Annotated in this window: 21 protein-coding genes; 5 read left to right on the forward strand and 16 right to left on the reverse strand. The window is 30.3% G+C overall.

Going from position 1 to position 26,301, the window contains the following annotated elements; genetic code table 4:
* Positions 1 to 96: 96 nt before the first annotated feature.
* The 5 genes from SCLAR_RS06625 to secG form a co-directional block, all read right to left on the reverse strand.
* Positions 97 to 1,971: a PTS transporter subunit EIIC gene (locus tag SCLAR_RS06625; RefSeq protein ID WP_244900138.1), complete on the reverse strand. Its 1,875-nt coding sequence runs from the start codon at positions 1,969 to 1,971 to the stop codon at positions 97 to 99.
* Between the two features lie 114 nt (positions 1,972 to 2,085).
* Complete coding sequence (locus SCLAR_RS06630) at positions 2,086 to 2,331, reverse strand: hypothetical protein (RefSeq protein ID WP_100255130.1); 246 nt, start codon at positions 2,329 to 2,331, stop codon at positions 2,086 to 2,088.
* An 11-nt stretch (positions 2,332 to 2,342) separates the two neighbouring features.
* Entirely contained in the window at positions 2,343 to 2,783 is a 441-nt protein-coding gene (smpB, locus tag SCLAR_RS06635; protein WP_100255131.1) for an SsrA-binding protein SmpB, read from the reverse strand.
* Between the two features lie 20 nt (positions 2,784 to 2,803).
* On the reverse strand, positions 2,804 to 4,897 hold the full coding sequence (gene rnr / locus SCLAR_RS06640; RefSeq protein ID WP_100255132.1) for a ribonuclease R: 2,094 nt from the start codon (positions 4,895 to 4,897) through the stop codon (positions 2,804 to 2,806).
* A 36-nt stretch (positions 4,898 to 4,933) separates the two neighbouring features.
* Positions 4,934 to 5,233, reverse strand: a complete 300-nt coding sequence (gene secG, locus SCLAR_RS06645; RefSeq protein WP_100255133.1) for a preprotein translocase subunit SecG — start codon at positions 5,231 to 5,233, stop codon at positions 4,934 to 4,936.
* Between the two features lie 323 nt (positions 5,234 to 5,556).
* Here secG and SCLAR_RS06650 point away from each other — a divergent pair, with 323 nt between their 5' ends.
* Positions 5,557 to 5,952 carry a rhodanese-like domain-containing protein gene (locus SCLAR_RS06650; RefSeq protein ID WP_100255134.1) on the forward strand — a complete coding sequence of 132 codons (396 nt, stop codon included), beginning with the start codon at positions 5,557 to 5,559 and terminating at the stop codon, positions 5,950 to 5,952.
* Positions 5,953 to 6,040: 88 nt separating this feature from the next.
* Here SCLAR_RS06650 and SCLAR_RS06655 read toward each other — a convergent pair whose 3' ends face one another.
* The 11 genes from SCLAR_RS06655 to uvrB form a co-directional block, all read right to left on the reverse strand.
* Positions 6,041 to 6,256, reverse strand: coding sequence for a helix-turn-helix domain-containing protein (locus SCLAR_RS06655; RefSeq protein ID WP_100255135.1), 216 nt, complete (start codon positions 6,254 to 6,256; stop codon positions 6,041 to 6,043).
* A 2-nt stretch (positions 6,257 to 6,258) separates the two neighbouring features.
* The gene (gene whiA / locus SCLAR_RS06660; RefSeq protein WP_100255136.1) at positions 6,259 to 7,200 is read right to left on the reverse strand and encodes a DNA-binding protein WhiA; all 942 of its coding nucleotides are present in this window, start codon (positions 7,198 to 7,200) and stop codon (positions 6,259 to 6,261) included.
* An 18-nt stretch (positions 7,201 to 7,218) separates the two neighbouring features.
* Positions 7,219 to 8,655, reverse strand: a complete 1,437-nt coding sequence (locus SCLAR_RS06665; RefSeq protein ID WP_100255137.1) for a prolipoprotein diacylglyceryl transferase — start codon at positions 8,653 to 8,655, stop codon at positions 7,219 to 7,221.
* Between the two features lie 97 nt (positions 8,656 to 8,752).
* Positions 8,753 to 9,703 (reverse strand): NAD(P)/FAD-dependent oxidoreductase, encoded by a 951-nt coding sequence (locus SCLAR_RS06670; protein ID WP_100255138.1) that lies wholly within the window; start codon positions 9,701 to 9,703, stop codon positions 8,753 to 8,755.
* Complete coding sequence (locus SCLAR_RS06675; RefSeq protein WP_100255139.1) at positions 9,687 to 11,084, reverse strand: prolipoprotein diacylglyceryl transferase; 1,398 nt, start codon at positions 11,082 to 11,084, stop codon at positions 9,687 to 9,689. Before SCLAR_RS06675 ends, SCLAR_RS06670 begins: the two co-directional genes overlap by 17 nt.
* Entirely contained in the window at positions 11,074 to 12,003 is a 930-nt protein-coding gene (gene hprK / locus SCLAR_RS06680) for an HPr(Ser) kinase/phosphatase (protein WP_100255140.1), read from the reverse strand. Before hprK ends, SCLAR_RS06675 begins: the two co-directional genes overlap by 11 nt.
* 299 nt (positions 12,004 to 12,302) lie before the next feature.
* The gene (locus SCLAR_RS06685) at positions 12,303 to 14,072 is read right to left on the reverse strand and encodes a lipoprotein (protein WP_100255141.1); all 1,770 of its coding nucleotides are present in this window, start codon (positions 14,070 to 14,072) and stop codon (positions 12,303 to 12,305) included.
* Positions 14,073 to 14,267: 195 nt separating this feature from the next.
* Positions 14,268 to 14,936: a folate family ECF transporter S component gene (locus SCLAR_RS06690; protein ID WP_100255142.1), complete on the reverse strand. Its 669-nt coding sequence runs from the start codon at positions 14,934 to 14,936 to the stop codon at positions 14,268 to 14,270.
* Entirely contained in the window at positions 14,936 to 16,030 is a 1,095-nt protein-coding gene (locus SCLAR_RS06695) for a bifunctional folylpolyglutamate synthase/dihydrofolate synthase (protein ID WP_100255143.1), read from the reverse strand. The genes SCLAR_RS06690 and SCLAR_RS06695 overlap by 1 nt, the downstream gene beginning before the upstream one ends.
* On the reverse strand, positions 16,023 to 18,866 hold the full coding sequence (uvrA, locus tag SCLAR_RS06700; RefSeq protein WP_100255144.1) for an excinuclease ABC subunit UvrA: 2,844 nt from the start codon (positions 18,864 to 18,866) through the stop codon (positions 16,023 to 16,025). Before uvrA ends, SCLAR_RS06695 begins: the two co-directional genes overlap by 8 nt.
* A gap of 13 nt (positions 18,867 to 18,879) precedes the next feature.
* Positions 18,880 to 20,859 (reverse strand): excinuclease ABC subunit UvrB, encoded by a 1,980-nt coding sequence (gene uvrB, locus SCLAR_RS06705; RefSeq protein ID WP_100255145.1) that lies wholly within the window; start codon positions 20,857 to 20,859, stop codon positions 18,880 to 18,882.
* 317 nt (positions 20,860 to 21,176) lie between these two features.
* Here uvrB and SCLAR_RS06710 point away from each other — a divergent pair, with 317 nt between their 5' ends.
* The 4 genes from SCLAR_RS06710 (at position 21,177) to SCLAR_RS06725 (ending at position 26,252) form a co-directional block, all read left to right on the forward strand.
* A complete protein-coding gene (locus SCLAR_RS06710) occupies positions 21,177 to 23,057 on the forward strand; it encodes a hypothetical protein (protein ID WP_100255146.1) in 1,881 nt (626 codons plus the stop codon).
* A gap of 332 nt (positions 23,058 to 23,389) precedes the next feature.
* Positions 23,390 to 23,593, forward strand: a complete 204-nt coding sequence (locus SCLAR_RS06715; RefSeq protein ID WP_100255147.1) for a hypothetical protein — start codon at positions 23,390 to 23,392, stop codon at positions 23,591 to 23,593.
* A 397-nt stretch (positions 23,594 to 23,990) separates the two neighbouring features.
* Positions 23,991 to 24,776 (forward strand): hypothetical protein, encoded by a 786-nt coding sequence (locus tag SCLAR_RS06720; protein ID WP_100255148.1) that lies wholly within the window; start codon positions 23,991 to 23,993, stop codon positions 24,774 to 24,776.
* Positions 24,777 to 25,133: 357 nt separating this feature from the next.
* Positions 25,134 to 26,252, forward strand: coding sequence for a hypothetical protein (locus SCLAR_RS06725; RefSeq protein WP_100255149.1), 1,119 nt, complete (start codon positions 25,134 to 25,136; stop codon positions 26,250 to 26,252).
* Positions 26,253 to 26,301 lie beyond the last annotated feature (49 nt).

Consider the following 26,301-nt stretch of genomic DNA (forward strand, 5'->3'; position numbering starts at 1 on the left):
ATCGTCATTGCTAATTTTTAACTGAATAAGATTTTCCTAATTTAGTCTCTAAAAGAATATAAAAAAGCAGGATAAATCCTGCTTTTGCATTGTTTGCTATTTTTGAATCTTTTCTGCTCTTTGAGCTGCCAAGATTTCACGCATATGTGGTTTAATAACTTCTTGTTCACCACCATATACTACATGAACACTATCACCTTTAGCAATAATTCCTGTAGCTCCTCCCAGAGACATGATTCCATCTTTATTTACTATTGATGAATCAACCACTGTTAGACGAAGTCTTGAAGCACAAGAATCAACAGCTTTAATGTTAGCTTCACCACCTAAAAATTCAATGATTTTTGTAGCTTTAGCAATTTGATCTTCAGATTTTGAAGATTTACCACCTTTTTTAGCTTTGAAATCTGCTTTTTTAAATAGTTGAGCTTCACCACTTGAAGTGTCTCTTCCTGGAACCATAACTTTTCCATATTTAACAGCAAAGTAGAAGGCAAAGAAGTAGCATGGTGCCATCAACGCTGCAATTCATAATGCATGGTATCAGTTTGTTCCCATTTGGTTAGGAACTAGTCCAAAGACAATAAAGTCAATGAATCCTCCTGAAACAGTCATAGTAATATGCACTTGCATTAATCCCATTAATAAGAATGAAATTGATGCTAATGGCATATGCACTCCATAGAATAATCATGGAGCTAAGAATAAGAATGTAAACTCTATTGGTTCAGTAATACCTGTTAAGAAACAAGTGAATGCTGCAGAGAAGTAAATTCCCATAACAGCTTTTCTATTTTCTTTAGGTACATTTAATCACATTGCAACTGCTGCTGCAGGTAATGCTAGTAGCATAAATCCAAATTTTCCTGATTGGAATCTTCCTAAATTTAGACCCATTTGGGCAATATCAGTAAATTTAACTGTTTTTTGGGCTAAAACTGCAAACATAATTGTTTGGTCGCCCATTGTTCCCCATAAGTTACTTGAATCAAATGTGTCATAAAATGCTTTTCGAACTACACTTAGTTGTGCAGTTCCTGTATCACTTAACCCTAAGGCTGCAAAGAATGATGGTGAGAAATCAGCTTTTAATTTTTCAAGATTTATCACTCCACTCTCTGCAATTTTATTCAAGTATGTATCTAAGAATGTATCAGAAATTGATCCTCCAGCTTCTGATCATCATAATGGTGCATAAAACACGTGGTGTAGTCCAAATGGAATTAATGAACGTTCAATAATTTCAAAAATTCATGAATCTACTCCACCTGGTAATTTACCAGAGTTAACTCCAAATCATTGTAATCCAATGGCAATCCCTGGTCACACAAACATAAAAATGAATGCAAGTGGAATAACTGCCACAAATACAACAATTGGTACTAATTTACTTCCTGAGAAGAAACTAATAAATGCTGGTAGTTGTGTTTTGTGAAATCTATTGTAAACAATCGCTGAAATTGCTCCAACAAAGATAGCGGCAAAAACCCCAGTGTTTAGTGATGTAATTCCTACATTTTGTGTAATTGAAGCAGCTGGTATGCTATTTCATCATAACAATTTGTATGTAACTGAGTCATCTGTTGTAATTAAACCTCTTTGAATTCCATTTAAAACTAGGAATCCTACAACTGCTGTAATTGCAGCAACTCCAGAATCTTCTGTATAGGCAATTGCCACAGAAATTGCAAATAAAATTGGCAAGTTTCCAAAACAAACATCACCCATCTGGTTCATAACAGATCCCAGATATCAACCAAATGAGCCTTGGTCAGTGTTAGCAGCAATAGTTGCCCCAACCCCTAAGAAAACACCGGCAATTGGTAGTAAAGCAATTGGCAATAAGAATGCCTTGCTTAATTTTGAAAAAATACCAGACATTGAGTTTCTAAAAGTAACCCAACCATTATTTTTTACGCCTTCGGCCTTTACTTTTTTTTGGCCTTCAGTTTTTAAAACTTTATCTGACATAATTTTTCCTTTTAACTTTCTATGTACTAAGGTACATTTTAATTATATCGTAAATGGAAAAAATTCATTCTTTTAAAAATTTTTTGGTAATACACGTAAAAAAATAAAAATGTATTAAGCTACAAGCCCCATAAAGCAAGCAAAGCCAAATACAAAACAAACTACTATACTAAACATTAAAAAATGTCTCTTGGTAAATGATCAAATCCCAGTTAAACCACCAACTTGGGCTTCTTTTAGGGTAACTCTTTGGTCAACAATCTCACGCCTGTTGAGAATAATTTTAATAATTGCTAAAATAACTCCAATTAAAATTAATACACTACCACTAACTATATATATTATGTCTTTTGTGTCCATAAAATCACCACTTATCTAATTTTGTTTAGACGTCTTTCAACATCTCTTTTCTTAATTGTTTCTCTTTTATCAATTAGCTTTTTACCTTTTGCTAAACCAATTTCAAGCTTAGCATAATTACCTTTTAAATACAATTTTAAAGGTACTAGAGTTAACTTTTCTAATTGAATTCTTTTTAGTATTTTTTTAATTTCATCTTTGTGCAGTAAGAGCACTCTATTTCTTGTGGGATCCAACTTAATATTGTGGGCATATTCATAGTTTTTTATATTCATGTTCAAAATCTCAACTTGTCCCCGACGAATTAAAATAAAAGATTCATTAATGGCTACTTCTTTAGCTCTAATCGACTTGATTTCAGGACCAGTTAAAACAATCCCAGCTTCTCAGGTTGCTAAAATTTCATAGTCAAAAAACGCTTTTTTATTTTTAACAATTACATGTTCACCCATTAAGTTCACCTCAAAATTCTTTATGCTAAAACAAAGTCAATTACTCTTTTCTTCATATCAGCATTTTTAACTTTAATCTTGACTTTTTGACCCAATCTAAACACTCGGTTTTGTTTATCCACCATGATATTCATTTTTTCATCAAAGACAAAATCTGGTAATTCACTAATGTGAATTAAACCTTCCACACAATTATCTAGTTGGACAAAAAGACCAAATTTTAAAACTGCAGCCACTATTCCTTCAAACTCAACTCCAATATATTTTGTCATATATTCTGCCATACAAACTTTATTAACTTCGCGTTCAGCATTGACTGCATTTTTTTCAGTATCATTAATTATTGTACAGGCTTTTTGAATAAACTTAGCATTTTGTTCTAAACGAAATGGTCGCAAATCTTTATCAATTAGATATTGCTTTAAGTAACGGTGCACAATTAGATCACTATATCGACGAATTGGACTTGTAAAATGAGTGTAACACTCACTAGCTAATCCAAAATGGCCAATGTTTTCTAAGTCATACCTGGCCTTTTCCATAAATTTTAACAAGGTCACATTAATAACATCTCTTTCAGTCTTGTCTGCAACTTGTTTGTCAATTTGTTCTAAGGCATTTTTGATTGTTTTTGGATTAATTTTATCAAGTTCAGTTAATTTTACATTAATACCTAAAGCTCTTAAAATTTGGTGTCATTCTAGGAGGTTTTCTTCTTTTGGTTCACCATGATCTCTATACAAAAATGGTAGTTCTTTTTCAAAAACTATGCTTGCCACACACTCATTGGCACTAACCATAAAGTTTTCAATTAGTTTTTCACTAGTTCCACGTTCTCTTTGCAAAATATCAATGACATTACTTTCACTATCTAAAATAATTTTTGGTTCTGGAATATCAAAATCTATTGAACCTCTACTACTTCTTTCCATGTCAATTAATTCATGCAACTCTTTGGCAACTAATAACATTTCAATAATTTCAGGTTGTCTAGTTGATTGGTTTGAGGCAAATAGTTCATTAACTTCACTATAAGTTAAACGAGCTTTTGAGTTCATAATTGATTCATAAACTCGGCTATTCACCATAACTCCATCTTTATCAAATTCCATTTCTGCCACTAGACATAATTTGTCCTCATTTGGGTTTAAACTACAAACTCCATTAGATAACTTTTCTGGTAACATTGGAATTACCTTGTTTACCAAATAAACTGAGTTACCCCTGAATAGAGCTGTATTATCTAAAGAACTTAATGGACGAACATAATAGCTAACATCTGCAATTGCTACAAGAAGTTTATAACCATTTTTGGTGCGCTCAACGTAAATTGCATCATCTAAATCTTTTGAATCTGATCCATCAATTGTCACTAAATTTAAGTCTTTGATAATTTTTTTACGACGAGTCACTAACTGGTCATTGTAGTCAATTGGTTGAGCCACTTCATTGGCTTCACTAATTGTTAAATCATTGAAATCTGGATTAATATTAAATTCATAAGCAATTGAATAAATTCGGTCAACTGCCTTATTGGCATCACCAATTACTTTTTGAATTCTTGTAAATAGTTTCTTATCTCGAACCTCAAGAATTCTCAGCTTTACAATCATGTCTTTTTTGACACCAAAGTCTCTTGAATTAACCATAACTATGCGGTAATTTTTAAATCCTGGCTCATTGGAGATGAAATCTAAAAATCGCCCATCATAGCTGGGTTGAATTTCACCAATTAATGATGTTTTTGTACGGTTGGCAACTTTAATGACTTCAGCTTTTTCTCTTCCATCTTGTTCTTTTTCGATCTTAAAAATAACTTCATCAGTTGTCAAACTGCCATTTAAAGAAGTTGGGGGTACAAAATAGTCATTTTCTGGGAGTCTTAAATCCTTAATAAATCCAAACCCTTTATCATTAATACGAATGGTTCCTAGGTGAAATTCTTCACCAATTTTGAAAATATAATTGTCTTTGGTTCATGCCACAATGCGTTCATCATGCAATTCTCTCAAAGCATTTGTGACTTGGTCTTTGTCAAAGTTAAATTTTGTTATTAAAGTATTCAACTGCATTGGTGTATTGTTACTAATTTTTTCTAAAATTAAATTCTTCATATGATCACTACATATCCTTCTAATAAAAAAACGCTATTAACTAGCACTGATAACAACGTTTGTAATTATACCAATAACAATTGTAATGATAAACATAGCGATCCCTAAACCTAACATTCACATTGACAATGTTTTGTCGCTTCCTCTTTCTTTTGAATTAGAAAACAATTCATCATTTCCACCATTTAATGCACTTAATCCTGTTTGAGAGGTTTTATTTTGAATCATACCCACTGTAATCATCAACAATGAAACTACTAAGGCTACAATTTCAAATGCAAAAATTATGTAATTTGCTGATTTAATTTCTGCTGTACTTGCTAAAAAGTTAAACATACCTTCGCCTCCATTTCCTTATAATCATACTATAATTATTTAGTTTTTTCTAGAAAATATCTATCATTTCCAAGAAACTAAATTTGATAGGTTAATTCCTGGTTTTGGGTCTTTTAAAAATTAAATGTGAAATATTATGTTACTAATGAAAATTGAGTTTTTGATACAAGTAACAATTTTCATTCTTGGGTTGTTATTGGTTAATACTATCTAATTGTATCAAGACTTTACCTAAAAATGTTTAGGAAAAAAATATTTTTACAAGTTTTAGGTATCTTGTAATACCCCTAATTTAGTTTATAATCAAATCTAGGTGATTATTAATGCAATGACTTGATGTAGTCTTTAAATTTTTAGCAAAAATCTTCAAAAGTGATGCTTTTAAAAAAAAGTACAAGACCAAACCTGAGAAGAAATTTTTAAAGTGCTTAAATAGCAGTAATTGACAAGTTATTGATTTAAGAAATGAATTAAGTTATCAAGAGAACCACATTAGTGGGACTATTAATATTTCAAAGCTCTTTTTTAGAAATAACTATTACAAAAAAATTGACCGCACTAAAAAGGTCTTAATCTTAAATCGTGATTTTCATAGTGATTTAGATATCTACAAGATTTTAAAGCAAAAAAGTTTTAAAGTTTATATCTTAACCAAAAACTACTATGATCTTGTGAATGATCCTATAATTGATCGCTTAGTTAATGTAATTGTTTATTAATGCATAATTAATTTGAAAAAAATAAAAGGTGGTAAATAATTACCACCTTTTTCTTAGTTGGGTCTTATTGTCCAGACCACTTTAAGAACTATTTTTGTGAAAATAATTCGACTACAGGTACTCCAAGTCCCTCAGCGATTTTTTCAACAGCTTTTAATGAAATGTTTCTTCTACCTCTCTCGGTGTCAGAAATGTAATTTCTGTGTAGACCAACTTTAAAGCTTAATTCTTCTTGTGTTAAACCGCTTTTAAGTCTGATATATTTCATGTTTGAGCTAAATAATTCAATTAAATCTTTCTTCATATTTATTCACCAATGCTTTCTGCTATTTTGGTTATAATCTTAAATAAATTACTAACTCCCGACTTTGTGATGTTAACCCCTTCTTCATTCATCTTTACTTCTAAATCTGAATATGAAGCTGTAGGGTTTTGTAAACGTAAATTTGCTAAAACTTGTGCTTTAACAGATAATTCCCCCAATAAGTGCTTGTTCTTTATTAATGTTATCTGTTGTACTTGTTTTAGACCTGTTGATGAGGTTTTTTGTTGGTTGTAAATGTCAATGTTTCCAACCCGGTTGATACTATTTGCTAAATCCCTGCTGATTCTAATATTTTCAAATTTCATTGCAGATTTTCCCGCATCTACGAATTTTAAGAAGTCCGACACATGTGTCGATTTCTTCACATAACAAACGTATTTGCTTTTTTTTGCAATTACTTTAAAGTTAAATTCAAAATCATTTAATATTCTACAGATGTACTCTGCAGAGTGTAAATCTTTAAATTGAAATTCTAGGTGGTAATTACTAGTTTCTGGAGAGTTAACACTCCCTGATGCAACAAATACCCCCGAAATATATGCTCTAATCAAACTCTTATTTATATCTTCATTATTAATTATTACCTCTATTATTTTATCACTATTTTCGAAATCATATAAGGAATTTTTAATAAGAAACTCTTTTATATTATCAACCAATGTTAGTTGAAAAATCTTTTTACGAGTTATCATCTGAGTTTGTAGAATGGAGATTTCAATTTTACCATTGTAGACACTTTTAAGTAGCATAAAGATGTTTCTGATAATGGCATTTGATGTTGAAGTTAAAACCAGTTGAAATCCATTGTTTGTGTAAATTAATTCGCCATTATGCTTAATAAATCCAGAAATAAACATTAATGCTTGTTCTGGGGAAAAAGTATGGGCAACTATTTCTTCTTTGACTTCCTTGGCAAACGACATGAACTGCTACTCCTTAATTTACTTATCTTTTTTTAAAGTTTTATCTAATTTCTCTTTTGCTTTTTGTTCTTTTAGCTTAATTTTGCTAATTTTTTCATTGTTGTCTTCACTTTTAACAACTTTAGTTCCAGCAGCTGCTTTAGCTGCATCTTCTGTATAAAAGTATTGTTTTTCAAAAATGAATCCAGGTTTTCTAAATAGATATGGTGCAACAAATTGAGCAATAACTGCTAAAACTATCCCAAATAGGGCAGTCATTGCCACTAATAAGACTGAAAGTAAATGATGATCTTTAATAAATAAGTTATTGATTGGTCTTTCAATTTCAATAATCATTCTAACTAGGTTTCAAGCAAAGAAATACATTCCTGCTTCAACTCCAGCTTTAACCACATGATAATTATTTGGGTTATTAGTATTAACTAAAACTTTCCCTTTTTGTCATTGAGATTTTGTTATAGTTGATATACTTTTTATTTTAGCCCAGATATTTTCATCTATCTCTGGTAGTTTGTTATTAATTTCATCAATTTTATCTTGATATTCTGCGACTGCTTCTAAATCAGTATTTTTATAATAGGCTTTTTGTCAGATATCAGTTTTTTTCATATAAAATAACTCTTCTTTAGTTACTCCATCTTTATTTGATTTTGCAATTACATTATATTTTTTTGGTTCAAATTTTTCACTTTTCACAATTTTATCTAATGGAATTGCTGTTGCTTTCACTGGAAATGACAAAGGATCATTTCTTCAAGGTGTGTTTTTTGTCATGTATTTAATTGCTGGAATTAAAAACACTATTAACGCTCAAAGAATCACAAAACTAATTGATTCATATAAGAAAATTGGTTGCATTACATACCATTCTCCACTAACTAATGAGATTCCATTAATTTCTGTTCCATCTTTACCCACAAATGCTTTTGTCATATTATCTCTAATAAATCCTGGCAATCAAGATAAGGCTCCTTCGTTGTATAAACCAGCTGGTTTTCCAAAAATTTCATGATTGAAGAAGTTTCCTCAACGACCAACGGCTTGACTAACTAAAATTTGAGGAAGGATACAGTCCATATAGACTCAAATTGAGACTCTCTCTCTTCTCCCCATAAGGTAGAACACTAGGATTCCAAACCCTGCTCCAAATAAAATTGCTCCATGAATTGACATACCAGCTTCTCAAAAAGCAAATAAACTTCAAAATGAATTTGAAGAACCTAGTTTTCCAAAAAATGAACCACCAAATAGTCCGGCCGGAACTGCTCCAACTGCTCCCATCATTAGTCTTTCAATTTTGAGTCCTTTTCTCTTAAATTGATAAGCTGCAAATAAAATGGCAATAATTACCCCCATTGTCATTGTAAATGCATAGACATGAAATCCACCATAATCAGAACTAACTGTCCTTAAACTTTCAACAGTAATAAAGCTATTATCATCTCATGTTTCCATTGCTATCACTCCTAACTTATTAAGTTTAACATAAAAAAACTACTAAACCTTAGAATTTGTCAATGATTTTTTGTGTTTTTAAAATAAAAACCTTGATTTAATCAAGGTTTTCAATATAACGAACTGCATTTTGTCCTGCTAATGCACCATCTGCAACAGCTGTAGCTATTTGTCTAAAAGGAGTGTTGCGGACATCCCCTGCAGTGAAAAGACCTTCAATGCTTGTTTGCATGTTAATATCTGCCACAATTTGCTTGTCTTGGTTCAATAAATTAGTGTCTGTAATGTAATCTACAACAGGGTTTTGCCCAATAAATGGGAAAACTCCAACTGCTTTGATTTCTGAAACTTCATTAGTTAAAACATTTTTAATTCTAACCCCAGTTACTCCTTCATTTGCAGTACCAGTAATTTCTTCAACAACACTATCATAATGGAACACTATTTTTGGGTTTTCTTCAGCTTTTTTAAGTGATTTTGTATCAACTCTAAACTGTTTACGACGATGAACAATGTGTACTACTGACCCAAAACGAGTTAAGTAATTTCCTTCTTCAATAGCAGAGTACCCACCCCCAACAACAACTATTGGTTTATCTTTAAATCTAGGACCAGGTCCATCACAAGTTGCACAATATGACACCCCTTTACCATAATATTCTTTTTCACCAGGAACTCCTAAATGATTTTCTTTAGTACCTGTAGCTAAGATTAAGACTTTGCTGGTGATAACTCTACCATTTTCAAGAGTAATGTTAAAAATGTCAGTTTTTTCAAAACTTTTTAAACCTGAATATTCAATTTTAGCTCCCAATGCCAATGCTTGTTCTTCAAAGCTTTTTGCCAAAGTAAATCCATCAACTTTTTTAAAACCAGGGTAATTTTCAATTTCATAAGTATAGATAACCTTACCACCAACAACAGTTTTTTCTAAAATCAAGACATTTAAGCCTGATCTTCCAATATAAATACCAGCACTTAATCCTGCAGGACCTGCTCCTGCAATAACAACATCAAAGTCCGTTTCTACATTAATAAGATTTTTCATACAATCATCTTTCCTCTCTTCATTTATTTGGTGCAATAAATTGTGCAAAACTAAACAATAATAATCCTAAAATAATGGCCAATCCTAAAACCACATGATTGCTAATTGGGGCATTTTTTAGTGGTAATTCAAATGGTGTTCTAAAACTATCTAACACTGATCGAATAATTCCATAAATTGTGACATAAAGTCCTGTTTTTGCTCCAATCCTTAAAATAGTTAATTGATATGGATTGTTAGCTTGGGTCAATTTACTTGAATCAGTTGTCCAGAGATTTCTTCACAAAGATTTATCCCTTTTTTCAGTTGCAAAATTTCTTTTAAATTCACTTTTTGCTATATTTTTAAATTTTTTAAATTCTGTTTTGTTTAATTTTTGTTTTGTAACTTTATCTTGTTTGGTAGCAATACTTTCAACCAACTTAGCTTTACCATCATTATACCTTTTTAAGGCCTTTAATCGATTTTCTCTATGTTGATTAATTTCTTGTTGAAACTGTTGAGCCACTGTCTCATCAACTTCATAAGCATAATATGCTTTTTTTCATATATTACTTTTGCTTAAAAAAAGTAATTCTTTATTAATCATATCACTTTGTTTTGTAGTTTTTTTACGATTATAAATTACTTCAAAATAATTTGGCAACACCTTAATAGCATCTATTGGTAATGGTTTTGCTCTTGTTGGAAAAGCCAGAGGGTCAAGTTTTCAAGGTTTTTTGCTAATTAATTTAAACAATAATGGTACTAAAAAAACTATGATAATTCAGGCTGTTAGTGTAGCAAAAGACTCATATAAAAATAAAGGTTGACGATAAACTAGTGCATCAACAGGTGCTCCTGATGCAGAATCATAAAAGTAAAAGAGTCTTTGCCAAATAAAATTTGGCAACCATTGGTATTTTTCAATATCAATTGGTTTTCCCAAAAGTTCATGGTTAAACAAGTTACCTCATCTCCCAATTGCTTGTCCCAAAAACATGTGTGGAATAATAGCATCTGCATAAACTCAAATTGAAATGTTATGACGATATTTTACTCGTGAAAATCATAAGTAACCAGCAAAACTACCAAATAAGAGTGAGGCAAAAATACTTAAACCAGGTTCTCAAAAGAAAAAAACCCGATACCAGACAATATTTGTTCCCAATTTACCAAATAATGAGCCTCCAACTAAGGCAGCTGGAATCATAATATAAATTGAGTGCATAAATTCTCTCATAGGTACTTTTTTGATAGCAAAAGTTGTAGCAGCTGCAGCAATGGTTGTTAAAATTCCTGCAATTGCTAAAACTCCATATAGAAAAGAAAGGGTTTCACCATTCCCAGTATTAATTCACTGATCTCAATAAGGATTGTTTGTTAAAATATTAGTTTTCATCTCGAAATTGTTGCAGCCTTTCAGTTAATAAATCTGCATCATCTTTATATAAACCACTTTGAGAGATTTTTAGTTTTGAAACAGCCACTTCAATGATATTTTGAATATTACGTCCAGATGAAACTGGAATTTTTATATAAGGGATGTTTTGATCTAAAATGCGGTAAGTTTGAAATGATTTACCTAAACGCTCTGAATCATCAACACCATCTTTTTTGAAAATAGATAACTCAATTACTAAGTCAATTGGTGACTCATCCATAATTACTTTATAACCATTAGTTTTAGCAACATCAATAATACCAATACCCCTAACCTCAACTAAGTTTTTTAAAATTACATGACTTCTACCAAATAAACTACCATTCTTTTTGGTAATAACAATACGGTCATCACCAACAAACAAGTGGTTAGATTTAACCAATTCCATTGCTAGCTCTGATTTACCAATTCCTGATTCCCCAATAAAAATTACACCTTTACCAAAAACATTAATTAATGAGGCATGCATTTCAGTTTGAGGTGATAAAAAATCATCTAAAATATCTAAAATAGCCTTTGAAAGGATTGCTGTTGAATCCCCACCCAAAACTACTGGGAAGTTTTTTTCTTTGGCAATTTTAAAGAAAAGTTCATCTGTAAATTTTGTTGTTAATAAAATTCCTGGGAATTTTTTTGAAAGTAACTGCTCATAACGAGCTCTTCTTTCTTGTTCATTAAATTGCATTATGTAATTTAGTTCCTTTGTTGACATTAAAATTAATCGATGGGATTTTTCACCTTTTTCAAAATAACCTGTTAATTCTAAACCAGCCCTATTTAAACCATAAGTGTCTATTTGTTGATCCATTTTGTCAGCACCACTAATTATTTCAAGATTTAAGGTACTTACTATTTTATTTAAAGTTAACTTTTTCAAACCACTATCCCCCTACTAAATGTATTATAACTTAAATATTGTAAAAATAACTACTATCTATTTCAAAAAAGCAGATAGAATTTGCCATTTAGTGATTTAAAAACCCCACCAAATTGGTGGGGTGAGCTTAAATTTTTGCTTTATTTTGCAGTATCTTTCATAATAGGATTTCTTTCAACTGTTTGCTCTCTATTTTTATCCATTGAATACTCTAAAATAAAAGTTACATCAATAAAATTCAATTTTAAATTCATTGCTGCCCTTTTCTCAATTCTAGTTCATCCACCAGACTTTATTATTTACCCAAGAGCACTACTAGCTGATTTGGAAAACACTTGAGATGAATCACTTTGTGGATCAAAGTAGACTGTTCCATCAGTACCGACTTCTAACATTTGTAATACAAAGGTTCCTTGAGAACCACTATTAAGCAAAAGATGTCTTTTAGTAGATAACTTATCAGTTTGCAATGAGAGTATTTGGTTGAAACTATTGATTTCAGTTGGTGTTTTACAATAATATACACCACCAAAACTATCTCAAGGATTAATACCTGTCCCATCATCACCAGTTGCTGTTAAAAAGACTTTTGGATTACCTAAATCTGGAAGATTTGGAACTACATATGTTGAGGGTATTACTCCTCAGGCCTTATGAAATGATTTAATCCCTTTAATTGTATTAAAGTAGATTGCAGATCCAAGTGCAGTTTCATGCAATTGTTGATCTTTATTAAATTTTTCACCTGATACTGCTAAAACTCATTCCATATTAATGGTATTTAGTTGAACTTGATAATCATCAGTTACTTTAAGCACAATGTTTTGTAGTGCCACACTACCATTCATGAAATTGTCTCTTTCAAACAAGTCATTCATAGCTAGTTTTTCTGAATCATCCAAGGTTTGATAATAAGTTTTAAGATCAGTTTGATAATTGTTGATTTCTGTTTTTGCTTGGTCATTTAATAAACTGTAAACACTGTCATTAACCTTGGTTCCTGGTTTACCATCAAAATGGTAACTTGCACCATTAGTTTCTAACTTTGAAAAAAGAGGTTGGTGCAAAGGGTTAACTCCACTAGCATCATTATTTTCATATGTTTTCACTAGTCTATCTGATGTACTCACTTTTGAACCAAGAGTTTCACTTAAAACTTCAACATCTTTCAAATCAAATTCTGACTGTCTAAATGGACCCACAGATTCTTTTAAAATTGAGTCCAAACTTGTCTTAAATTCAGAACTTCCTTGGTAATGTCTTTGCAATTTTCCAGTTCTAGTAATATCGTAATACATTTCAAACATTTTAGATTTTTCATCAGTTCCAGCATACAAGTCCTCATGTTTTCATCAGGTCAATGTTGGCTTAGCTATATTTTTATAACTTTCTTGAACTTTTTTGTAAACATCAGCAAGATGCTTAATAATTTCTGCAGAATCAGAAATTACCAAACTTAAACCAGGTTTAATATCTTTTGATACTTGCCCACCATTACTACCCTTGTGTTTGTAAGAGATTTTGACATTTGTTCTTACGTCTGCTAAAAATACACTTTTACTGTCTTCACCTGAAGCTCCTAATTCTTCAATAATGTAGTTTACTTTAATAGAATTTTCATCAAATCCAATTTCTGAAACTATTGACTCATTATTTGTCAGAACATCAAATTTGTTTGAATCAGTTGAAATTTTATTGATTGAACTTGTCAATACTTCAGTTTCTAAAATTCCTTTTAACTTAGTTGTAATTTTTTCAAGTTCAGCTGCTCCAATTGGGGGTTGTTCTGTAGCTTCAGTATTAGACCTATTAACCCCATTTTTCTCTAATGAGTCCCTTGAAAATATGTCAGCTGAATTTGCTTCAGCTTTAAAATTAAATTTTTCAGAACGTGAAGTAAAGTGTTCAGTAACTACACGGGCAATTTCTGCATTAAATTCTGTTATTAGTTCATGTATACTTTCATCCTCACCCTCAACTATAGGTTTTTTAGGGCCACACGCAAGTACAGTAGAACTTGTACCTGCAACAAGACCCACTATACCTAAAATACTTAATATTTTTCTCATTCATTTCCCTCCCGACGGTGTTTGGGAAAAATAAAAAAAATTCCCAACACAATCACTCTTATTTTACACCTAAAATAGGGCTTTACACATAAAAGTTTTATATAGGCTCCCACTCCATTTTGACATTAATTAATTTTGTAATATAAACAAAAAAACTCACTTTTTAAAAGTGAGTTTCAAGGTTAAACCACCACATTAGATTGACTGAACATCTTGAAAGTGGTTTTTTCTTTTTGTAGTCAAACACCACACCATTTCTTCAGGTCACATTTTTAATAATGGTAAAACTGCTTTATATGCAGAATATGTTAAAGTTACATAAATTGGTAATGCAATTGGTAACTTAATTAATTTAACAATTAGATCTAACCAGGCTGCATTACCTACATATGACATCATTCAAATTTGATTAAACAAAAGACTTTGGAATGTGAAAGGAAGAGCATACAAAACTAGAATTTTTAAAAAAACTCGGTTTTTGCTATTTGAAAAGAATACTAAAGCACCAAAGAAACCTAAAATTACTTTATTTAGCATATACCCAGCATGAAAACCAAAGGCATTTGGGATAAAATTCCCCATTGCATCAATTGAAATTGCAGAGATTACCCCACATAATGGACCAAAAATCATTCCTAATAAGAAAATAATTCAATCTCCTAATGCTAAACGAATATTTCCAAAAATTGGAATTGAATAACTAATAAGATTGGTCAAAATTACACTGACCGCTGCAAATAAAGAGATTACTGTAATGTGTCTAATGGTAATCTTTTTAAAGGTAAAGTCCTCCATTGCTAAAGCTATTACAAAAACACAAACAATTAAAATTGCTGCGACAATATTGGTTATTAAATAAATCATTATTTCTTTCCTCCAAACCACTCATATACTAAGGGGACAAAATATAAACTCCCACAAATTAAAAGATTTTTTTTGAAATTTTCTTGTAAAAACTCTTCTCAGTTCTCAACCTTGTTAACTTCATTAACTAGGCTTAAATCCCAAGCTTTTGGATGAGTAAAGGTAGTTACAAAAAAATCTTTACAACTATTTTTTAGAAGTTTAACCATTTCACTTTGTTCTTTACCAGTACTAGAAGCAAATAAAATTGTAAAATCATGAATGTTTGGCAAGGAATTAATCAATTCTTGTGCTCCATTGAGATTGTGACAACCATCAATTATAAAAGCCGGATTAGATCTTAATTGAGTCATTCTCCCTAATGGTGGTTTTGTTTGCTGATTAAATTCTATCCCAAATATTTTTAAAACCTCTTGAGCAATAGCCTTGTTGTATTTTTGATATGAACTTTCAGGAACATAATCTGGGCAGTAAACAATTTCATTATTTGTAAACTTCTTTAAGAGAATATCATACTTTTGGTTGTTTGTTGAGGTAAATATTTTTGAATTTGCTTTTACGATTTTAATCTTATTAGCAATAATGCTTTCAATATTTTTACCCAAAATTTCTTCATGGTCAAAACCAATTGATGTTAAACAAACTGCAATTTGGTTTGCAAAGCAATCTGTGCTGTCAAGCACTCCGCCAATCCCTGCTTCAACAATTGCAATTTTGATATTGCATCTATTAAAATAGACAATAGCTAAAAAAGTTCAAATTTCAAAAAAAGTTAATTCATATTCTTTAATTAATTCTTGATATTCTTCCATTAAACCCACTAAATCAGCATCACTAATCATTGTACCATTAACTTGAATGCGTTCATTTTGATATAAAAATGCTGGGGAGAAAAAGAACCCCACCTTAAATTGATGTTCAACTAAATTTTGATAAATAAAAGTGGCTGTTGAACCCTTTCCATTGGTACCAACAACATTTATCACTTGAAAATTATTTTGTGGGTCATTAAGTTTTGCTAACAATTTTTTAAGATTATAATTTTTTTTAAACAAAACAGAAGATGGAATGAAATTATCTTTTACACTAATCATTTAAAATTGCTCTCAAATATTTTGCTGTAAAGCTAGTTTGACTTGTAGCAACTTGTTCAGGTGTACCTGTAGCCATAATTTGGCCTCCACCCATTCCACCTTCTGGACCTAAATCAATTAAATAATCTGAAACCTTAATGAAATCAAGGTTGTGTTCAATCGTTAGAACTGTATTACCCTGATCTACTAAAATATTTAATACTTCAATTAAACGTTTTACATCATCAACATGTAAACCAGTTGTTGGCTCATCAAGTAAAAATAAAGTTTTACCAGTTGATCTTTTCAGCAAGAAGGTTGACAGTTTTACCCTTTGGGCTTCTCCACCTGATAAAGTGGTGGCATTTTGCCCCAACTTAATATAACCTAAACCTACTGAAATGATTGTGTCTAACTTTTCTTTTATTTTAGGTACATTTTCAAAGAATTGACCTGCTTCATCAACTGTCATATTTAAAACATCTCAAATGTTTTTTGATTTAAATTTAACTTGCAAAGTTTCATCATTGTAACGTTTACCTTCACAAACTTCACAAACCACTTCAACAAATCCCAAGAATTGCATGTCAACTCTAACTAATCCATCTCCTTGACAGGCATCACAACGACCTCCAGTAACATTAAAACTAAATCTCCCTTTTTTATAACCACGAATTTTAGCTTCAGTGGTTTCAGCAAATAGATCTCTTATGTCATCAAAAACTGATGTGTAAGTTGCAGGATTTGATCGTGGAGTTTTCCCAATGGGGTCTTGAGAAATATAAATAATTTTATCAATATTTTCATAACCTTTAATTTTTTTAAATTTTCCAGGTTTAATTAACTCACCATTAATTAATTTTCTCAAACCTTTGTAAACTATTTCTTCAACCAAAGTTGACTTACCACTACCACTAACTCCTGTAATTGTCACAAATTTACCTAAAGGAATTGTGACATCAATGTTTTTTAAATTATTTTCTGCAGCTCCAACAATTTCAAGCTTTAAACCATTACCTCCACGTCTCTTTTTAGGAACAGGAATTTGTAATTTTTTTGAAAGGTATTGTCCAGTTAGTGAGTTTGGAGCTGCACAAATTTGGTCAAAGTTCCCTTGTGCCACTATTTCTCCACCATTTAATCCAGCTCCTGGACCAATATCCACAATTCAATCTGCTTCTTTCATAGTATCTTCATCATGCTCAACCACAATTAAGGTATTACCTAAATCTCTTAGTTTTTTTAAAGTATGAATTAACTTATCATTATCTCTTTGGTGTAAACCAATTGATGGTTCATCAAGTACATAAAGTACTCCTGATAATTTTGAACCAAGTTGTTTGGCAAGACGGATTCTTTGAGCTTCCCCACCTGATAAAGTGGTGGCACTTCTTGATAAAGTTAAATAATTTAAACCAACTTCATTTAAAAAACTAATTCTTGAAAGTAATTGGTTTAAAACAAGGGCGGCAATCTTTGTTTGTTGCTCAGTTAATTGTAAAGATAACAAAAATTGTAAATTTTCTTCAATAGTCATCTCAACAAACTCTGCAATATTTTTATCATTTATTTTGACACAAAGAGCTGTTTCATTTAAACGACGACCTTGACAAGTTTTACAAACTTTTGAAGCCATATATTTACCATAATATTTACGAGCTTCTTCAGATTTAGTTTCAACAAAACGTCGCTCAATAATGCTGCCAACTCCTTCAAGATAGTCACTTGAACGAATTGTATTTCCCCCAGAAGTTTCAATTTTTACCTCAATTTTCTCATCACTACCTCATAACAACATGTCAATTTGATGATCATTTAAATCACTTAGAGGTTTACTTAAATCAATTCTGTAATAGTTACATAAAATTTCAAATTTTTGTCATTCAATGTTTTGAGTATCTACTAAATTTTTATAATATATTACTCCACCTTGACGAATTGAAAGATTTAAGTCTGGAATAATTAAGCTTGGATCTGCTTCTAAATTAACTCCAAGTCCTGAACATATTTCACAAGCTCCTGATTTCTTATTAAACGAAAATAAGTTTGGTTCTAAGTTTGGAATTATAAAACCACATTTACTACATGAATATTTAGTTGAATATAGTTTTGATGCTGCATCATTATTTGGATAAAAAACCAAAATTAACCCATTTGAGTAGGTTAATCCAACTTCAATAGCTGAATAAATTCTTGATTGCAGTTCTTCATCTTCTGCTTTGTAAACTAGACGGTCAACTACAATTTCAATGTTGTGGCGTTTATTTTGTTCTAAATCAATATCTTCTTCAAGACTTCGCAATTGTCCATCAATTTGAACTCTAATAAAACCTTCTTTTTTTAATTTGATAAATAAATCTTTAAAAGTTCCTTTTTTATCTCGCACAACTGGTGCTAAAATATAAATTTGTTCATCTTCAGGGGTTTCTCTTTTAATTGCATTAATAATTTCTTTTAGTGAAGAACTAGTAATGGCACCATGCCCATTTATACAAAATGGAGTCCCGACATTTGCATACATTAAACGTAAGTGATCGTGAATTTCTGTAGTGGTTCCCACAGTTGATCTAGGGTTATGACTTGTGGTTTTTTGATCAATTGAAATTGCTGGACTTAATCCTTCAATATCATCAACATCTGGTTTTTCTACTGATTTTAAAAATTGACGTGAAAATGAAGAAAGTGATTCAATGTATCTTCTTTCTCCTTCAGCATAAATTGTATTAAAAGCCAGTGATGATTTCCCACTACCTGATAGTCCAGTGAAAACTATCAATTTATTTTTTGGCAGCTCAATATCAACATTTTTTAGATTGTGTTCTCTTGCACCTTTTACTATAATTTTGTCTAAAATCATTTTATATTCCCCCTTATTCAGCTGAAACTTCAATAATTAAATCACGCAATTCTGCAGCTTTTTCATAATTTTGTTCTTTAGCAGCAGTTAACATTTCAACTCTTAATTCTTCTATTAATTTTTCCTTTTCTGTTAACTTAATTTTTTTCTTACCTTTTGCTAATTCTGCAACTTTGTTTTTTAAAGTTGCATTTAAACCAAAGTCACTAATTTTTTTAATAATAGTTTTTGGTGTAATGTTATTTGTAACATTATAAGCTTCTTGTTTGCTACGACGACGATTAGTTTCTTCAATTGCTTCTTCCATAGCTTTTGAAATTGTATCTGCAAAAAAGATAACTCTTCCTTCAGCATTACGAGCTGCTCGACCAACTGTTTGAATTAAACTACGAGCATTTCTCAAGAAACCTTGTTTATCTGCTTCTAAAATACAAACTAAACTTACTTCTGGAATATCAATTCCCTCTCTTAATAAGTTTACCCCAACAATGACATCATATACTCCTCTTCTTAAATCCAACAGAATTTGGTTTCTTTCTAAGGTTTTTAATTCTGAATGTAAATAGGCCACTTTAATATTTCTTTCTTGTAAAAAACTTGTAATATCTTCAGATTGTTTGATTGTAATTGCAGTAATAAAAACTTTTTGACTCTTTTTAACAATTTGGTGGATATTTTCAATGATGACTTCCATCTGATTGTGTGTTGGTAAGATATCAATAACTGGGTCTAGTAGCCCAGTTGGTCGAATAATTTGTTCAGCTACTTCATGGTTTGTTAGTTCTAGTTCATAGTCACCTGGTGTGGCTGATGTGTAAATTACTTGATCTAAGCGATTGCTAAATTCTTCAAAATTTAGCGGACGATTGTCAAGGGCACTTGGTAGTCGAAAGCCATGTTTTACTAAAGTTTCTTTACGACTAAGATCTGTATTATACATTCCTCGAACCTGAGGAATCATCATGTGTGATTCATCAATAATGGTTAAAAAATCCTTACCAAAAAAATCCAATAAACTATATGGTGCTACTCCTGGTGCTCGAAAGTCTAAATGAGCTGAGTAGTTTTCAATCCCAGCACAAATTCCAAATTCTGATAAAGTCTCCATATCATAGCGGGTTCTTTTTTCTAAACGATCAGCTTCAATCATTTTACCTTCATCTAATAGTTCTTTAACTCTGAGGTCAAGCTCAACTTCAATATTTTTAACAACCTTTTTAATTAAATCCATGTCTGTTACATATGCTGAAGCTGGAAAGATTGTAAATAATCTTAGTTTTTCTTTAACTGTGTTATTTAAAACATCCACAATATCTAGGGCTTCGATTTCATCACCAAACATTGAAATACGCAAATTATATTCATCAGTTCAACTTGGTGAAATTTTAATTACATCACCCTTAGTGGCAAAAGTCCCCATTTCTGTGGCTGTATCATTTCTTGTATAACCAGTTTGCACTAAAAAAGACAATAGTTCTTTTTTAGAGATTTTTTGTCCAACATTAAGTTCAAAAAAGATTTGACTGTATTCATCTGGGTTTCGAGTAGCATAAATTGCAGCTACTGAAGCCACTACAATAACATCATTTCTAGTAGTTAAAGCATTTAAGGCACTTAACCTCATCATGTCTAAGTCACGGTTGATACGGGCATCTTTATCAATGTATAAGTCTCGGGCCGGTAAATAAGCTTCAGGCTGAAAAAAGTCAAAGTTAGAAACATAGTATTCAACCCTATTATTTGGGAAAAGTTCTTTTAACTCAATGTACAATTGCATTGCCAAAGTTTTATTATGTGCTAAAACCAAAGTTGGTTTATTAATACTTTTAACAATATTTGCCATTGTAAAAGTTTTACCAGTACCTGTAGCACCAAGTAAAACTTGGTGCTTTACTCCAGCAGTTAATCCTTGTAAAAGTTTAACAATTGCTTGAGGTTGATCACCACTTGGAGTAAAATTACTAACAAGTTCAAATTCTTTATATTCTTTCATTAAATTCACCTCCAAAAAAACTAGAATCATTCAAACACTTACATTGTCTAATATTAGTGTTAAAAAAGCAACATATTTTAAGTAAATGTTACTTGAAATAAATCTTAATTAATTATATCTCTTTTGCTTGGATTAAATTGGAAATCTATGAATTAAAAATATTTTTTCAGTTTTTTTGTTTTAACAATAACAGTGTTGTCAGCCAAGAAAACCAAAGTTCAATAGAAATTAATGGTTTTTTTATATATAATATGAGTAATACTAGATTTGTATTACTAAACGTTTGAAAATTAAAATTTGTTCTAGGAGGAGATAGCATGAACAAATTATTAACTTTTTTAGGAATTATCAGTTTAACTACTAGCTTTAGTGCTAGCGTTTTAGCGTGCTCGCCAAAAAGCACAAATAAGGAATCAGACAATACAAGTTTAAATCAATTAATCACAGAATTTAATGCAGCTGTTTCTAAAATAGTTTCTGATCACATAATTGAAAAAGCTAAAAGATTCAATATTGAGACTGAAGCTACTGGTATTTTCTCAATTAATGGACTTGAGAAATACGGAAAGACAGTTATTGATGGTGTAGAAAAGGCACCAAGTACTGCACTTGGTCCAGCAGAAATTAAAAAAATTGTTGATAAATTTATCCTACTTTTAGATACACAAACATTAGAAAAAGAAATTGAGAACTTAGCCAAAGGTTTAAACCAGTTTGACATTCTTATAAATAATGGTGTTATTGTTAAAGACATTGGTTTTGATACAAGCTCGATTGAAATTAATTACACAAGATCTACTGAAGTCACTATTGATGCATTGTTTATGGCAGATATTAAAACAAAGCTTTTAGTATCATACCAGTATATTGGTTTTAAAAATGAACTAATTGGAAAAACCCTTTCTTCAAATTTAAGTCTGGTTTTAACTAATAATTCAGGAGTAAAAGAAGAACTTGATCAAGTTTATACAGACCTTGAAAATGCTTATCTTTTAGGAAATGAATTAAGTTGATGAACAGATAAAACCTTAAATTATGCTGTTGCTGATAGAAGTAAAATATTTGAAATGTATAATGACAACATTAGAATTGGTAAGCTTAACACTTATTATAAAGATAAAAATTTTGAAACCTTATTAAACAATAGTATCCAAGTTGAGGGTGAGTGATTAACAAATACAAAGTTTCTTTTAGAAAATGTTGAAATTTTAAATGAACAGATTGATGCAAAAGTTGGTGCTGATACAAGAGAAGTTAGAACCTATGAAAAAGGAGCAAGTGGAGTTGATTCACTGCACAAACCATTATTTTCAAAATTTGAAGAAAACGATTCTGAAATCAGTTTTGTAAATAGTGGTAAACAAAAAAATAATAAAGAAATCTACAACTTACTAAATAATAATGACACTAAAGCTAGCATTCAAAATTACCAAAATACATTAAAAAATGATTTAAACAAGCAAAGTAAAGCAGTTAGTTCATTAAATGAACTGTTTGAAAGAGATAACTTTATGAATGGTTCAGTGGTTTTACAAAAGATCAAATTAGAAATTAACAAAGACTACTCAATAGATTTAAATCCTGTTACTATGAAATGAATCCTTGCAGTATCAGGTGAAAAGTGGGATAAAAATAAAAGTCTTAATCAAACTCAACTTGGTGATGCAATGTACTTCAATACAGCTATGGGAATTAAATCCTATCTAGATGTTTTGGGTGTAAAACCCTCAACCAAGTCAATTGAAAGTGCAGAACTGGGTAATCCAAAAGTCTTTTTAACAGCAACTGGAGGCAGTGGTTCGGGTAATAATATTTGAACAGACTTAAATGGATGAGTCATTCACTTATCAATAAGAAATTCTTATATCGAACTTCACAATATTCTTTCATTGAAAACTGATAAATTATCAGATAAAAGACAATTGCTACTGACTCAAGGCTATCAAGGTGTTTTTGAACTACTAATTTGGGGTGTGGATAAAGATGGTCAAGTTACTTTTAATACAAATTTCTTTAACTACACAATTACTGGTAAAAATGAAGGCAATCAATTAACTGTTGGAAACACTTCAGGAGATCCTCTAAAAGTTGCTTTCAATTTGAGACTAAACTTTATTGATGTGACTTTTATTCTAGATTATTCCAACTCATCACCTGGACAGAAATTGAGAAATCAACTTCTTATGACAGATAATTAGAATTCAACACTAAGATAAATACACTAAACCCACCAATTGGTGGGTTTTTAAATAAATCATAGGGTTGATATAAAGTCAAATATATTTTTTATTATATGATGTGAAAATCTTAAAATTTTTATTTTTTAAATAGTTTTTTTATTATAATAATTATGAATTATTAAATGAGTAATTCACATGAAAGAAGGTAAAATCTTAGAATTTTTTAACAATCCTAACAATATAATGCCAAAGTATTTTTGTATTTAGATTCATAATTATGAATTAAAAATCAACTAATACTGAAAATACTTTAATTGTATTGGGTATCAATAATGCATGGGAAAAATAATATGTTTAAAAAATTATTAAGTATAGTTGGAATTGGTGCAGTAACTGCATCTGCCACTACCCCATTCATTTCACAAACCAAGAGTTGTGAAAGTGAATTTATCAAACAAAAAAATAGATCAGATTTGACTAGAAATTTTGTTCCTGCAAAATTTAAAGAAATGGTTTTTGATTACAAAAAGCTATCAATAAATAATAAAAAATAATTGCTACAGATCTTGATATCATAGACACAATGACTATTGAAGCTGCAAAAATTGCTTAAGCAACATTTATATATGATTATAGAAATGAAATTTTAAATTCTAGACTACCAATTACAAAATACTTTAATGAAATAATGAATAATGCATTAGCTCTAGTTTCTGTACTTGCATCATCTAGTGGTGGAAAAGTAGTAGTTCCTAATTTAGAATTTACTGAAATTATTGAAAAAGAAGTTTCGAAGTAATTTGGAGTTAGTAAAGGAAATTCAGGAACTACCTATAATGGAATTTCAAAAATAATTAGAGAATTAACTAATTTCCATTGTTGGGGTTATTTTAAATAATTCAACAACACAACATCAATTAGTTACCTAAGCATTTATAAGGAGGATTAATAATGAGAAAAATTTTAAATGTATTTGGAGGGTTGGGAATACTTGCACTAACCACCAACAGTGTTGTTTCATGCAACTTATTTGAACTTGAAGCAACACCTAGTGAAAATAAAGATGACAGAGAAGAAAGACCTTGATGGTTTCCAGAAAAAGTGACAAATCAACATGGACTTGAGCAATCAGTTGATGATAATTCAATAGATCTATGAAAAAATTATTACAATTATTACTCAATGGTTAGCTCAACTCTGGAGTCATATTTTGATTATATACTTGATTGATCAGATCGCAGACTCATTTATCTTGAAAACTACAATGACTTTTGTGAAATCTTCAACAAAAAAAATCTTAATGAAGCAAAAGAAGAAATTATTGGCACAACTGACACCTGAAAAGATTGATATTTTGCTGGTAAATTTATTACCACAAACTTTAAATCAAATGATGAAAATTTATTAACTGAGATAGGAAACACTTTACAAAATTATGAAGACAATGAATATTTAGTTGTGAACACTATTGAAGTTAATGATAAAGATGGCCTATTGACAGGTTTGAACCAATCATATTTTTACTTTAAAAAGCACAACAACCAACTATGAGATTTTTTTGGTAATAGTCTAAATGGCAATGAACCATACTATTATTTTAAAACTGCAAAAAATAATGAAAAAGAGATATTTAGAGGAGGAATGGAAAAATTAAACAAACCATTTATAGATTATCTATGGTTTTATGGGAATATGGATTCAATAGATTCATATAATGTAATTACAAAAACTAAATAATATATAAAACAAGAATCTAGATTTAATCTAGATTCTTTATTTAATATAACCAACTTATTGTTTGAATACACCAACAAATTATGTTAAATCCTAAAATTTTTTATTTTTAATGACAAAATCCTAAAATTTTTATTTTTTAAAATGGTTTTTTATGGATTTTTTTATTATAATAATTATGAATTATTAAGTAAGTAATTCACATGAAAGAAGGTAAAATCTTAGAATTTTTTTAACAATCCTAGCAATATAATACCAAAGTATTTTTGTATTTAGATTCATAATTATGAATTAAAAATCAACTAATACTGAAAATACTTTAATTGTATTGGGTATCAATAATTTATAGGAGAGAATAATATGTTTAAAAAATTATTAAGTATAGTTGGAACGGGTGCAGTAGTTGCATCTGCCACTACCCCATTCATTTCACAAACCAAGAGTTATGAGAGTGAGTTTATCAAACAAGAATATAAATCGGAGGTTTCAGACTTTACTGCAGATTTTGTTCCTACGAAATTTATGGCAATGATTTCTGACTATAATAGTCTATCAACAAGTAATAAGAAAATAATTGCAGCAAAACTAGATATCATGGACACAATGACTATTGATGTTGCAAAAAATTACTTGAGCAATATTAATATAAAATTTATACATGATTATAGAAATGAAATTTTGGACTTGTTCAATTCATTTGTTATAAAACCAAGGAATAATGATCTGCAATCAGAATTATTTACAAACATTGATTGAAAACAAATTGAGAGGTTCATTAGTATCGACTTCACAAACTCAAATGATTTTTCTATTGATAGTAGCACATATGGTCCATCACATTGATGAACAGCACTTTGAGATTGAGGCTATAAATTCGAATTTGGTGGAGGTATCATTAACATTGAGAGGGTTGCTTTAACAATTTATAATGCCTACGGCTTTGATTTTGACCAATTGATATCAACACTAAAAGTAGGTGATGAAATTCTTAGAAACATGTTTTTACCAAAAGAGTCATACATAAGCATAGATACATTTAGCTTATTAATTAAAAAATTTCAAACTCAAATTTCAAATTCTGGACTACCAGTTACAAAATACTTTAATCAAATAATAGATACTGCATCTGCCCTAACTTCTATGCTTATATCACAAGGTGCTGGAGAAATGGCAGTAACGGAACTTGCTGAATATATTCAAGAGGAAGTTTCAAACCAATTTGGAATTAACGTAGAGGACTTAAGAACTACCTACAATGATATTTCAAAAATAATTTGAGAAATGACTGATACACTAAATCAAATAACCCTTGTAATTGATAAAATGTATACTGACTTACCTGATTTTATAGTAGACTTTATACTTGGTTCATTTGTAAGAATTGCAAAACAAATGATAGCTGCAGAGAATCATTCAGGAAATGGTGTATATATCAAATTTCAAAAATTTATATTTCCACAAGGCTTTAAGGGAAGATAAATAGAAAAGTTTATAACTAATTTCTATTATTGGGTTATTTTAAATAATT

Source organism: Spiroplasma clarkii, from assembly GCF_002795265.1.
GTDB lineage: Bacteria > Bacillota_I > Bacilli_A > Mycoplasmatales > Mycoplasmataceae > Spiroplasma_A > Spiroplasma_A clarkii.